This is a genomic window from Kosakonia sp. AG348 (assembly GCF_003337365.1).
In the GTDB taxonomy this organism is placed as follows: domain Bacteria; phylum Pseudomonadota; class Gammaproteobacteria; order Enterobacterales; family Enterobacteriaceae; genus Kosakonia.
The window spans coordinates 523,021-536,222 of record NZ_QPJR01000003.1 but is presented as its reverse complement, the minus strand read 5'-3'; the positions used below and the strand labels follow the sequence as shown (position 1 = coordinate 536,222).

11 protein-coding genes are annotated in these 13,202 nt (G+C 53.1%); all 11 read right to left on the bottom strand.

Annotated features, from left to right (window positions below):
• Window position 1: 1 nt before the first annotated feature.
• The 11 genes from mraY to leuO all read right to left on the bottom strand — a co-directional run bounded on the left by mraY (window position 2) and on the right by leuO (window position 12,834).
• On the bottom strand, window positions 2-1,084 hold the full coding sequence (gene mraY / locus DFO56_RS09690; protein WP_020456544.1) for a phospho-N-acetylmuramoyl-pentapeptide-transferase: 1,083 nt from the start codon (window positions 1,082-1,084) through the stop codon (window positions 2-4).
• Window positions 1,078-2,436, bottom strand: coding sequence for a UDP-N-acetylmuramoyl-tripeptide--D-alanyl-D-alanine ligase (gene murF / locus DFO56_RS09685; protein WP_045511916.1), 1,359 nt, complete (start codon window positions 2,434-2,436; stop codon window positions 1,078-1,080). The genes mraY and murF overlap by 7 nt, the downstream gene beginning before the upstream one ends.
• Window positions 2,433-3,920: a UDP-N-acetylmuramoyl-L-alanyl-D-glutamate--2,6-diaminopimelate ligase gene (murE, locus tag DFO56_RS09680; RefSeq protein ID WP_045511913.1), complete on the bottom strand. Its 1,488-nt coding sequence runs from the start codon at window positions 3,918-3,920 to the stop codon at window positions 2,433-2,435. The genes murF and murE overlap by 4 nt, the downstream gene beginning before the upstream one ends.
• Window positions 3,907-5,673, bottom strand: coding sequence for a peptidoglycan glycosyltransferase FtsI (locus DFO56_RS09675; RefSeq protein ID WP_020456541.1), 1,767 nt, complete (start codon window positions 5,671-5,673; stop codon window positions 3,907-3,909). Before DFO56_RS09675 ends, murE begins: the two co-directional genes overlap by 14 nt.
• A 25-nt stretch (window positions 5,674-5,698) precedes the next feature.
• A complete protein-coding gene (ftsL, locus tag DFO56_RS09670) occupies window positions 5,699-6,064 on the bottom strand; it encodes a cell division protein FtsL (protein ID WP_017457921.1) in 366 nt (121 codons plus the stop codon).
• Entirely contained in the window at window positions 6,061-7,002 is a 942-nt protein-coding gene (gene rsmH / locus DFO56_RS09665; protein WP_045512058.1) for a 16S rRNA (cytosine(1402)-N(4))-methyltransferase RsmH, read from the bottom strand. The genes ftsL and rsmH overlap by 4 nt, the downstream gene beginning before the upstream one ends.
• Before the next feature lie 2 nt (window positions 7,003-7,004).
• Window positions 7,005-7,463, bottom strand: coding sequence for a division/cell wall cluster transcriptional repressor MraZ (gene mraZ / locus DFO56_RS09660; protein ID WP_017457919.1), 459 nt, complete (start codon window positions 7,461-7,463; stop codon window positions 7,005-7,007).
• A 620-nt stretch (window positions 7,464-8,083) separates the two neighbouring features.
• Window positions 8,084-9,088, bottom strand: coding sequence for a catabolite repressor/activator (gene cra / locus DFO56_RS09650; RefSeq protein ID WP_020456538.1), 1,005 nt, complete (start codon window positions 9,086-9,088; stop codon window positions 8,084-8,086).
• A gap of 177 nt (window positions 9,089-9,265) precedes the next feature.
• Window positions 9,266-9,757: an acetolactate synthase small subunit gene (ilvN, locus tag DFO56_RS09645; RefSeq protein ID WP_007373137.1), complete on the bottom strand. Its 492-nt coding sequence runs from the start codon at window positions 9,755-9,757 to the stop codon at window positions 9,266-9,268.
• Between the two features lie 2 nt (window positions 9,758-9,759).
• Window positions 9,760-11,484, bottom strand: a complete 1,725-nt coding sequence (gene ilvI, locus DFO56_RS09640; protein WP_044489561.1) for an acetolactate synthase 3 large subunit — start codon at window positions 11,482-11,484, stop codon at window positions 9,760-9,762.
• A gap of 387 nt (window positions 11,485-11,871) precedes the next feature.
• Window positions 11,872-12,834: a transcriptional regulator LeuO gene (gene leuO, locus DFO56_RS09635; protein ID WP_020456536.1), complete on the bottom strand. Its 963-nt coding sequence runs from the start codon at window positions 12,832-12,834 to the stop codon at window positions 11,872-11,874.
• Between the last annotated feature and the right edge of the window lie 368 nt (window positions 12,835-13,202).

Genomic DNA, 13,202 nt, shown 5'->3' with positions numbered 1-13,202 from the left:
ATTAACGTACCTTCAGCGTTGCCAGGCCAATCAGCACCAGCATCAGCGAAATAATCCAGAAGCGCACGATCACGCGCGGTTCCGGCCAGCCTTTCAGTTCATAGTGGTGATGAATCGGCGCCATACGGAAAATACGTTGGCCGCGCAGTTTGAATGAACCAACCTGCAAAATGACCGACAGTGTTTCCACCACAAACACCCCGCCCATGATCACCAGCAGGAACTCCTGCCGCAGCAGCACGGCGATAATGCCCAGCGCGCCGCCCAGCGCCAGTGAACCGACATCGCCCATAAAAACCTGTGCCGGATAGGTGTTAAACCACAAGAACCCTAACCCAGCACCGACAATCGCCGTACAGACAATCACCAGTTCCCCTGCATGACGCAGATAAGGAATGTGCAGATAGTTAGCAAAGTTCATGTTGCCGGTCGCCCACGCCACCAGCGCAAAACCGCCAGCAACGAAGACCGTCGGCATAATCGCCAGGCCATCCAGACCATCCGTCAGGTTGACCGCGTTACCGGTGCCAACAATCACGAAATAAGCCAGCAGAATGTAAAACATACCCAGTTGCGGCATGACATCTTTAAAGAACGGCACCACCAGCTCGGTCGCGGGGGTATCTTTGCCCGCCAGATAGAGCGCAAACGCTACGCCCAGCGCGATAACCGACATCCAGAAATACTTCCAGCGTGCAATCAGGCCTTTGGTGTCTTTGCGCACCACTTTGCGGTAGTCATCGACAAAGCCAATCGCGCCATAACCCACCAACACGACAAGAACACACCAGACGTACGGATTGGATGGGTACGCCCATAGCACAACAGAAACCACAATCGCGGTCAGGATCATGATCCCGCCCATCGTCGGCGTACCGCGTTTGCTGAAGTGCGATTCCGGGCCGTCGTTACGTACAACCTGACCAAAAGAGAGTTTTTGCAAGCGGGCAATCATGCGCGGCCCCATCCACAAGGAGATGAAGAGCGCGGTCAGCAGGCTGACAATGGCGCGAAACGTCAAATAGGAAAAGACGTTAAAGCCGGAATAATATTTGACCAAATGTTCGGCCAGCCACACTAACATGTCCCGTTCTCCTGTAATTCGCGTACCACCTCTTCCATGGCGGAGCTACGTGAACCTTTCACCAAAATAGTAATAATTTTCTGCTCAGCGATGAGCGCCTTTAAGCGCGCTGTCACTGCCGCTTTATCGTTAAAATGCTCGCCTACGCCGCTGGCTTTGCTCAACGCTTTGCTCAACGTGCCGACGCTCAGAACTTTATCAATGCCGACGGCTTTCGCCGCTTCACCGACCTGGATATGACACGCTTCGCTCTCATCACCCAGTTCGGCCATATCGCCAACCACCATCACCCGGTAACCCGGCATTTCGGACAACACATGGGCAGCCGCGGTCATAGAACCAACGTTGGCGTTATAGGTGTCATCCAGCAGCAGTTGGTTTTCACCCAACTGCACCGGGAATAAGCGCCCCGGTACGGCTTTCAGGTTTGCCAGCCCGCGTTTTACCGCGTCCAGGCTTGCGCCAACCGCCATTGCCAGCGCCGTTGCTGCCAGCGAATTGGCGATGTTGTGGCGACCCGGCAGTGGCAGAGTGACATCCACATTGCCGGTTGGGGTTTGCAGCGTGAACTCAGTGCCATGTGAAGTCACATGTACATTCGTCGCGGTAAAATCGCTGTTCGCTGCGTTGGGGGAGAAGCGCCAGACTTTGCGATCGCCAATGATGCTCTGCCAGTTCAGCCAGTCATTATTGTCGGCATTCATAATGGCGATACCGTTAGCGGGCAGACCGGTGTAGATTTCGCCTTTCGCTTTCGCCACACCGGCAAGCGAGCCAAAGCCTTCCAGATGCGCTGCCGCCAGGTTATTGACCAGCGCCGCTTCCGGGCGCGTCAAGCTAACAGTCCAGGCGATTTCGCCCTGGTGGTTCGCCCCCAGTTCAATCACCGCAAACTGGTGCTCTTTGGTCAGGCGCAACAAGGTCATTGGCACGCCAATATCATTGTTAAGATTGCCGGCGGTGTAGAGCGTATTGCCGCATTCGCTGAGAATAGCAGCGGTCATCTCTTTCACTGACGTCTTGCCGGAAGAACCGGTCAGCGCCACCACGCGCGTTGGTACTTGCTGGCGAACCCAGGCAGCCAGTTCGCCAAAGGCCTGGCGGGTGTCCTGCACCACTAACTGCGGCAGGTCGATATCCAGTTTTCGGCTCACCAGCAGCGCGCCCGCGCCCCCTTCTTTCGCTTTGTCAGCGAAGTCGTGAGCATCAAAACGCTCGCCTTTCAGCGCAACAAACAGGCAGCCCGGCGTCAGTTTACGTGTGTCGCTGGTTACCGCCTCAATCACCACATCCTGGCCGTGCAGTTCTGCGTGCAGCGTGCGGGTAAGTTGACTCAGCGTTACGCTAATCATGCTACTACCCCCAGCAAACGCGCCGCGGTGACGCGGTCGGAGTAATCCAGACGGCGTGTACCCACAATCTGATAATCTTCGTGGCCTTTACCGGCCAGCAGCACGACATCGTTCTCTTTGGCTTGCATGATGGCATTGGTCACCGCTTCTGCCCGGCCTTCCACCACGCGAGCCTGACCCGCATCCAGCATGCCCGCGAGGATGTCATTAATAATGGCGCGCGGCTCCTCGGTACGCGGATTGTCGTCCGTCACCACCGGTACATCAGAGAACTGCTCAGCAATCGCGCCCATTAATGGACGTTTGCCTTTATCGCGATCGCCGCCGCAGCCAAACACGCACCACAGTTTGCCAGTGCAGTGCAGACGCGCCGCCTGCAGCGCTTTTTCCAGCGCATCCGGCGTATGGGCATAATCCACCACCACGGTGGGTTTACCCGGCGCGCTGAACACTTCCATACGACCGCAAACTGGTTGCAGACGTGATGCGGTTTTCAGCAGTTCACTCAGCGGGTAACCCAGCGCCAGCAACGTCGCCAGCGCCAGCAGCAGATTACTGACGTTAAACGCACCCATCAGGCGGCTTTCAATTTCACCTTCGCCCCATGAGGAGTCGAAATGGATCGTCGCACCGCTGTCGTGATAATCAACGCTCACGGCTTTCAACCAGCGACCATGACAGTCCGGATTGATATTGTCTTCCATCGATACCGCAACGGCGTCCGGTAATTTGGCCAGCCAGCGACGGCCAACTTCGTCGTCGGCATTAATGATCGCCTGACCATAATGATGAGAAGAGAACAACAGCCATTTCGCGGCTTCGTAGTTCGCCATATCACCGTGATAATCCAGGTGATCGCGGCTTAAATTGGTGAACACGCTGGCGGCAAATTTCAGTGCCGCCACGCGATGCTGTACCAGGCCATGGGAAGAGACTTCCATCGCCGCAAAGGTCGCGTTTTGCGCCGCCAGGCCGGCAATGACATGCTGAACGTCGACAGCAGATCCGGTGGTATTTTCCGTCGGTACGACGTTACCCAACAGACCGTTGCCCACCGTGCCCATCACCGCGCTGGTTTCGCCAAGCAGTTGGCTCCACTGCGCCAGTAACTGTGTGGTGGTGGTCTTACCGTTAGTACCGGTTACGCCGATAAGACGTAATTGCCCGGAAGGCTCACCATAAAAACGACCTGCCAGCGCGGAAAGACGCTCATTCAACTGGCTGAGGTAAATGACCGGAACGCCGTGCATTTCACGAACTTCACCGTCATTCGCTTCATCTTTCGCTTCAGCAATAATGGCAGCAACACCTTGCGCAATCGCCTGCGGGATATATCGACGCCCGTCCGCCTGATGACCGACCACTGCCACAAAAAGATCGCCCGAGGCAGCCACACGGCTGTCGAGTGTCATCTCTCGTAGCGCTCGCGCAGGTAGCATTGGCACCCACGGAGCGAGAAGGTCGCGCAAATTACGATCTGCCACCTGATCCCTCGCCTTGATTAATTACAAATTCACTTTTTTCGCCCGTGGTCAGTGCATCCGGTTCAATGTTCATGGTGCGCAGAACGCCACCCATGATGGCACCAAAGACCGGCGCGGACACGGCGCCACCGTAGTATTTACCCGCTTGCGGATCGTTGATGACCACCACCAGCGCAAAGCGCGGGCGGCTGGCAGGCGCGACGCCAGCGGTGTAAGCAATGTATTTATTGATATAGCGGCCATCGGGGCCGACTTTTTTCGCCGTACCGGTTTTAATCGCGATGCGATAACCCTTGATGGCGGCTTTCACACCACCACCGCCTGGCAGCGCCACGCTCTCCATCATGTGCACCACGGTACGAACAATGGATTCGTTGAAGATGCGTTCGCCCGGAACTGGCGGATCAACTTTGGTGATCGACAGCGGACGGTAGATGCCGTAGCTGCCAATGGTTGCGTAGACTCGCGCTAACTGTAACGGCGTTACCATTAGCCCGTAGCCGAAAGAGAAGGTGGCCCTCTCTATGTCAGACCACCGTTGTTTTTGAGGAAATAAGCCACTGCGTTCCCCGACCATCCCCAAATTGGTCGTTTTTCCCAGGCCAAAACGTGAGTAAGTATCTACTAACGCTGAGGAGGGCATCGCTAACGCCAGCTTAGAAACACCGACGTTACTCGACTTCTGTAAGACCCCGGTGAGGGTTAATTCGCTGTATCGCGCCACGTCTTTGATTTCATGGCCGTTAATACGATAAGGCACCGTGTTCAGCACCGTATTTGGCGTCACTACGCCGCGCTGTAACGCGGTCATAACCACCATCGGTTTCACGGTGGAACCCGGCTCAAATACGTCGGTAATAGCGCGGTTACGCATCGCGTCTTTCGATGTGCCGGTGAAGTTGTTTGGGTTATAGGAAGGACTGTTGGCCATTGCCAGCACTTCGCCGGTGTTCACATCCACCAGCACGGCGCTGCCCGACTCTGCTTTGTTAAACGCTACGGCGTTATTCAGCTCGCGATAGACCAGCGCCTGCAAACGTTCATCAATACTTAATGCGAGATTGTGCGCCGCCTGGCTATCGGTAGACGAAATATCTTCTATCACGCGCCCGTAGCGGTCTTTACGCACAATGCGTTCGCCCGGCTGACCGGTGAGCCATTTATCAAAGCTCTTCTCAACGCCTTCAATGCCCTGGCTGTCGACGTTGGTAAAACCGATGAGGTGAGCGGTCACTTCTCCGGATGGATAGTAACGGCGAGACTCTTCACGCAGATGAATCCCGGGTAATTTCAGCTTTTTAATGTAATCACCGAGATCCGGGTTAACCTGACGCGCAAGATAAATAAAGCGCATCTTCGGGTTGGCATTGATGCGTGAAGCAAGCTGGTCGAGCGGCATATTCAGCGCGTCAGAGAGCGCTTTCCAGCGATTATCGAGCGTCACACCACCCGCATCGTGGAGCTCTTTCGGATCCGCCCAGATGGCTTTCACCGGGACACTCACCGCCAGCGGGCGGCCAGAACGGTCGGTTATCATCCCGCGCGACGTCGCAACTTCTTGTACACGCAGGGAACGCATATCCCCTTCACGCACCAGCATGTCCGGATTGACGACTTGCAGGTAGGCAACGCGTCCGAGCAGAAACATCAGTGCCAGCAGAATACAACCGCAAAGCAACGCAAAACGCCAACTGACAAAGTTGGCCTGTTCTTCCTGGCGTTTCGGTTTAAGCGTTTTCGCCGCTGCTTTCATGCGTTGCGTGATTCCTTATTCATCTCTATTTCTGCACCACAATATTTTCCTGTGAGGGATCGACATGCTGCATTTGCAGCTTTTCTGTGGCGATCCGTTCAACCCGGCTGTGATCGCCGAGCGCGTTCTCTTCAAGGATCAGGTTGCGCCATTCGATATCCAGCGCGTCGCGCTCAATAACCAGTTGTTCACGCTGTGCGGTTAATAAACGCGTGTGATGGGCGGTAGTGACCACCGTCACTGCCGTCATAATGATGCAAATGAACAAGCAGAGTGGCAGTTTCCCAAATCGCAAAAGATCGTCGCCGATCACGCCAGGCAAAGCATGGCGCTCGTTGCTTCCTAACGATCCCTTCACTTTGCTCAGGGTCTCTGTCACTCTGCCGATCATGCGTTCGTCCTCTCTGCAATACGCAGAACTGAACTACGGGCACGTGGGTTTTCAGCCACTTCTTCTTCGCCCGGCATCAACTTTCCTAAGGCTCGCAGCTGACGGCCACCCAGTTTCCTGAGTTGCTCTTCGGTCATCGGCAACCCGGCAGGAACCTGCGGGCCACGGCTTTGCTCACGCATAAAGCGTTTCACAATGCGGTCTTCCAGTGAATGGAAGCTGATAATCGAAAGCCGCCCTCCCGGGGCAAGCACGCCGAGCGAGTTTTTTAGCGCCAGCTCTATCTCCTCCAGTTCACTGTTCACCCAAATGCGCACCGCCTGGAAGGTACGGGTCGCGGGATGTTTGAATTTGTCTTTCACCGGCGTTGCCGCCGCCACCACTTCCGCCAGCTCTTTGGTGCGGGTCATGGGATCGAGACGGTTGCGCTCGACGATGGCGCGGGCAATACGTTTGGCAAAACGTTCCTCACCAAAGGTTTTTAAAACCCAGGCGATGTCGGCTTCATCAGCGGTTTGTAACCATTCGGCGGCAGACTGACCGCGAGTGGGATCCATACGCATGTCTAACGGGCCATCACGCATAAAGGAAAAGCCGCGTTCCGGATCGTCAAGCTGCGGTGAAGAGACGCCAAGATCGAGGAGAATGCCGTCGATCTTGCCAATAAGGTCACGCTCGCTGACATAATCAGCAAGCGCAGAAAAGGGACCATGAATGATGGAGAAGCGGGGATCATCAATGGTTTGTGCTACAGCAATCGCCTGCGGATCGCGATCGATCGCCAGCAAGCATCCTTCCGCTCCCAGTTGGGAGAGGATCAAGCGCGAGTGACCACCGCGACCAAAAGTGCCATCGATGTAAATGCCATCCGGACGAATATTCAGGCCGTTAACGGCCTCATCCAGCAGCACCGTCGTGTGTTTAAAATTTTCCATCATCATTACAGAGACAAATCCTGCAACCGATCCGAAAGCGCTTCGGAACCCGATTGCTCAGCGTCGATATCTTCCTTGACCTGTTGATACCAGGTCGTTTCGTCCCACAGCTCAAATTTATTGAACTGCCCGACCAGCATCACTTCTTTCGTTAATCCGGCGTGTTGCCGTAAAACAGGCGCAATCAAAATGCGCCCGGCGCTATCCATCTGGCACTCGCTGGCATGCCCCAGCAACAAACGTTGTACGCGCCGTTCGAGCGGGTTCATGCTCGACAGACGCGACAGTTTTTGCTCGATAATTTCCCATTCGGGCAAAGGGTAAAGCAGCAGGCATGAGTGACGGATGTCAATGGTGCAAACCATTTGACCGGAGGCATTCTCCTGCAGCAAATCCCGATATCGGGTGGGAACGGACAACCGCCCTTTGCTGTCGAGATTGACTAACGTCGCTCCACGGAACATTTCCGATTCACCCCCAGGTGACCCTTTTACACCACTTTATCCCACAAATCCCCACTGAGGGAGTTTACGGAGCGGAGGAAAAGCTTGTCAAGCCAGCGCAATGGCTAACCAGAACAAAAGATCCCTTATTCGCAGCGAATATCTGCGTCGGTGAAATAGTGCTCAGCTTACGAGGCAAATTAACGTCATGAATATTTGCAAGAAAAAAAACAGAATATGCGCACGCGCGTTTAAAACCATTCAATTTCTGCGCGCGAAATATAAAGTGTCAGTTTGCGACGCGGGCGGCATTTTAAGACATATTGAAGAGAGTTAACAGCACCAGTTACATCAACGCGCGCACAGCGCGGCGGCATTTCCACAATGATAAAACCTTAACGCGATAAATGGACGTTAATTCAATGCACGTGGCCTTTTTTAGATGTAACAATTCAATACAAAAACCGGGATAAGTTACTTCTCAATTACCCTTTAAAAATGTTTTTTAAGAAATGGGCAAAATAAATTAACAGCAGCCATTGGGAAATTAAGGATTTATCTTAGGAGAGTCTTAACAATAATTTGATTAAAGGTAAGAGATGAATAGTAAAAAGGCAGCTGTCGCTGCCTTTCACCCGAAACTATACCCGGCTAAGTATGCCGCGACGGTAAAGATTACGGCGAATACGGCTAAGCCCCGCTTTCGGTTTACGTGGCTCATCAAGGCTTGCCAGCACGATCTCCAGCACGCGTTCGGCCACATCGCGATGACGCTGCGCCACCGCGAGCACCGGGCATTGCAGGAAATCCAGCAATTCATGATCGCCGAAGGTGGCAATCGCCAAATCAGATGGCAGCTTGCCGTCGCGACGCAACGTCACATCCAGCACCCCCTGCAATAAGGCAAACGAGGTGATAAACATTGCTTGCGGCATCGGGTTGGTTTCCAGCCATTTCTCAAACAGTTGCGCAGCGGCTTCCCGCTCATAACTGTTGGCGTAGAGATACTGAACCTCGCGCGGATCGTCTTTCCACGCGCTGCGAAAGCCCTGCTCACGGAGGAAGCTCACCGATAACTCCGGCAAAGCGCCAAGGTAAAGCACACGCTCCGCCGGGAATTTACGCAGCTCTTCCGCCAACATTTCCGAATCATCCTGATCGGCACCGACGACACTGGTGAAGTGTTCACGATCCAGCGCACGATCGAGTGCGACGATCGGGAAGGAGTCATTCGCCCACCGTTGATAGAACGGATGCTCCGGCGGCAGAGAAGTGGATACGATGATCGCGTCCACTTGCCGTTGCAGCAAATGTTCAATACAACGCATTTCGTTGTCAGGCTGATCTTCAGAGCAGGCAATCAAAAGCTGATAGCCGCGCTGACGCGCCTGCCGCTCCAGATAGTTGGCAATACGCGTGTAGCTCGTGTTTTCAAGATCGGGGATAACCAACCCAATCGAGCGAGTTCGTCCTGCTCGCAGCCCAGCCGCCACCGCGTTCGGGTGGTAGTTATGCTCACGAACAACCGCCATCACTTTCTCGACGGTTTTGTCGCTGACACGATACTGCTTCGCCTTACCATTAATGACGTAGCTGGCCGTGGTTCGTGAGACGCCGGCTAGCCGGGCGATTTCATCCAGTTTCACAATTGCCCCTTAAAATAGTGCACTCCATAACCTTTTTAGGGATATAGGCTAATTTCCATAACATCTAAGCGCAGAATACTCACTGCGGCAACCGCTTTCGTATCGGGTTCCGTATGATTTCGCAAAAAAAAGCCCGGCGTAAGAGGCCGGGCAGATAAATGGAGAGAACGATCACGATCAACGCATGATTTTGTCGCCGCGCGACAACCCCACCACGCCAGACCGCGCGACTTCAACGATTTTTGCGACATCGCGGATCGTCGCCAGAAACGCATCCAGTTTGTCGCTGGTTCCGGCAAGCTGGACCGTATAAATAGAAGGGGTAACGTCAATGATCTGCCCACGGAAAATTTCCGCGTTGCGTTTCACCTCTTCGCGCCCGTAGCCGCTGGCCTGAATTTTCACCAGCATGATCTCGCGCTCAACGTACGCCCCCTGCCCCAATTCGTTGACGCGCAGAACATCAACCAGTTTGTGCAGTTGCTTTTCGATCTGTTCGAGCACTTTCTGATCGCCAACGGTCTGGATCGTCATTCTTGATAACGTCGGATCATCGGTTGGCGCAACCGTCAGGCTTTCAATGTTGTAACCCCGCTGGGAGAACAAACCAATCACGCGCGATAACGCGCCCGATTCATTTTCCAGTAATACAGACAATATCCGGCGCATAATCAGGTTCTCTCCGTTTTGCTTAACCACATCTCATCCATACCGCCACCGCGGATCTGCATCGGATAAACGTGTTCACTACCGTCAACGGTAACATCAACAAACACCAGGCGATTATTCTTCACCTGTTCCAGTGCTTCAGCGAGTTTCGCTTCCAGCTCATCCGGGCGCGTAATGCGGATCCCAACATGGCCATAGGCTTCCGCCAGGCGGGCGAAATCAGGTAGTGACTCCATATACGATTGCGAATGGCGACCAGAATAAATCATGTCCTGCCACTGCTTCACCATGCCCAGGTAACGGTTGTTAAGATTGAGCACCAGCACCGGCAGTTCATACTGTAAAGCGGTAGAAAGCTCCTGAATGTTCATCTGGATACTGCCATCGCCGGTCACGCAAATCACCGTCTCATCCGGCAACGCCATCTTCACGCCGAGCGCCGCAGGCAAACCGAATCCCATCGTGCCCAGCCCGCCGGAGTTGATCCAGCGGCGCGGCTTATCAAAGCGGTAGTAAAGCGCGGCGAACATCTGGTGTTGGCCGACATCTGATGTCACGTAAGCCTCACCTTTCGTCAGGCGCCAGGCCGCTTCGATCACCGCCTGCGGTTTAATGCTCTCACTTTGGGTATCGTATTTCAGGCACTGGCGGGCGCGCCATTGATCGATGCGCAGCCACCAGTCGCGAATCTCATCTAACGGCTGCGGATACGCTTCCTGATCCAGCAATTCCAGCATCTGTTCCAGCACCAGCCGCGCATCACCAACAATCGGAATATCTGCCTGCACGGTTTTGGAAATAGACGTCGGATCGATATCGATATGCAGCACCGTCGCATCCGGGCAATATTTCGCCAGATTGTTGGTGGTGCGATCGTCAAAACGCACGCCAACGGCAAAGATGACATCCGAATGGTGCATCGTCATATTGGCTTCGTAAGTCCCGTGCATGCCCAGCATGCCGAGCGCCTGTCGGTGGGAAGCAGGAAATGCCCCCAGCCCCATCAATGAAGAGACAACCGGTAAATTCAGTTTTTCAGCAAGCTGGCGTAGTTGTACTTCACAGGCTGAATTGATCGCGCCACCGCCAACATAGACCACCGGCTTTTTCGCCGCCGCCAGCGTTTGTAAGGCGCGCTTAATCTGACCTTTATGTCCCTGCGTTGTCGGGTTATAGGAACGCATGCTGACGGATTCCGGCCAGACGTAAGGCAGCTTATTGGCCGGGTTCATAATGTCTTTCGGCAAATCCACCACTACCGGTCCAGGGCGACCACTGGCGGCAAGCCAGAAAGCTTTCTTTAATACACCGGGAATATCTTCCGTTTGTTTGACTAAAAAACTGTGTTTTACCACCGGGCGGGAGATCCCCACCATGTCGCACTCCTGGAAAGCATCATAGCCAATCAGCGACGTTGCAACCTGACCGGAGAGCACCACTAGCGGAATAGAATCCATATATGCCGTAGCGATGCCGGTAATGGCGTTGGTCGCGCCGGGGCCGGAAGTTACCAGGACCACGCCCACTTCACCTGTCGCCCGCGCCAGACCATCAGCCATATGTACCGCCGCCTGTTCGTGGCGAACCAGCACGTGTTCAATACCGCCGACGGTATGCAGGGCATCGTAGATATCAAGAACCGCGCCTCCGGGATAGCCGAATACTTTCTTTACGCCTTGATCGATAAGCGATCGGACGACCATCTCGGCTCCAGACAACATCTCCATGCTTTGCCTCCAGGCTTACGTTTGTCGACTGACGGCGAAAATCATTTCCGCGCTGTCGCTCTGTTCAGAACAGGAAATCCCTGCACTCTGATTATGAATGGCAGTTACCATAACCGCTCAAAATCTGGCAGGCAATTAGCAAGCCCTTGCGGTGAAGCCTGTACAAAAGTGAAAAAACGACGTCAGAAACGCAGAATTGGTGGAAACATCTGTGATAAGCAAAGACGATGACCATTCATCATCCGAATACGAAGTTGTCCAGTAATTGATCCATTTTTGCAACATCGTCTGTCATTGCGACAGACGTAAATCAGGACAAAATACTGCCAGAAAAAAACAGAGCAGAATAACCAAACGCTTTCACCGCTGGATGATTCTGCCCACTGGCTAATGGCTACACACCGACACCAGAAGCTCTTCCATCCATTGATGGCCCTTATCTCTGCCTGCGGCTTCATGCCAGGAGAGGTAACACGTGCGGCTCTTCAGATCTAACGGGAGCGGCAGCATCGCTAAATCCAGCCCTTCAGCAAATGTCTTCACTAACCAGCGCGGTGCAATCGCCACCAGATGAGTTTGCGAAACCACGCTTAATACGCTGGTCAGCGCCATCCCCTGATAAGCAATACAACTGCATTTATCTACGCTGTCATACCATGGCTGGCTAAATGACGCGTACCGGTCCAGCGAAACCACCGCATGCTGTTCTCTGAAGATGGCGTTTTCTGTGGTGAGCGCATTGAGGCGGGGATGCTGATGGCTGACGACCAGTACCATTTCATCATTAAATAGTGGGATACATGAAAATTCAGGCCGGCGAAACTCTTCGTAGCCAATCACAAACTCAATTTCCTGATAACGCAGCTGGTGCTCGGTGCTGTGATTAAGATCGGATTTAAATACTAAATTAATACCGGGGGCAATTTTCTCTACGCGATTGTAAATCGCTGACGTTAAAAGATTATCCAGCGGGCTACAAACACACAGATTAAATACACGTTCACTACTAAGCGGATCGAATCCGGAACCGGGCAGTTCATTTTGCACCAATTGCAGCGCCTGGCGGATAGAACCAAAAAGTTGATACGAGCGCGCCGTTGGCTGGATCCCACGCCCATAGCGAACAAAAAGTTCGTCATTAAACATGACTTTAAGCCGCGCAACAGCATTACTTACTGCGGGTTGCGACATTCCCAGAACATGTGCCGCGCGGGTGATATTTTGTTCCTGCATTACTGCATCAAAAACAGTCAGTAAATTGAGATCGACAGAACGTAACTGCGGTTTCCCCTCTTCATTAACATGCTGATTATAAACATCTTCACCAGGTATTTTGCAATCCGTCGTCATCATGAGCTCCCTCGACCTGCGTAATAATAATATTCAGGAAGATGATTTATCACGCATATAACATTATTAGAAGTACGGTGTGACAAATTAGGAATATATAAAGCTCCTGTTTTATTTTCCAGGCGAATGAAAATTAACTTTTTCATCTTAAATTAAGGGAGTTCTTCATATATTTTTACCTTACCAAACATTCTGTAATCACAATAAAAATATATCTCTATCGCTGTTTTCCTTTACACATCACTCGATTATTCACTTCGCTTTTACGGAAGACTTTAAATACTACGTAACGCCAGATACAACCGGTAATGCGTAAGCATGAAAAACGTATTTCCATCGTATAGGCAGAATTATTAACTAAAGCGCAA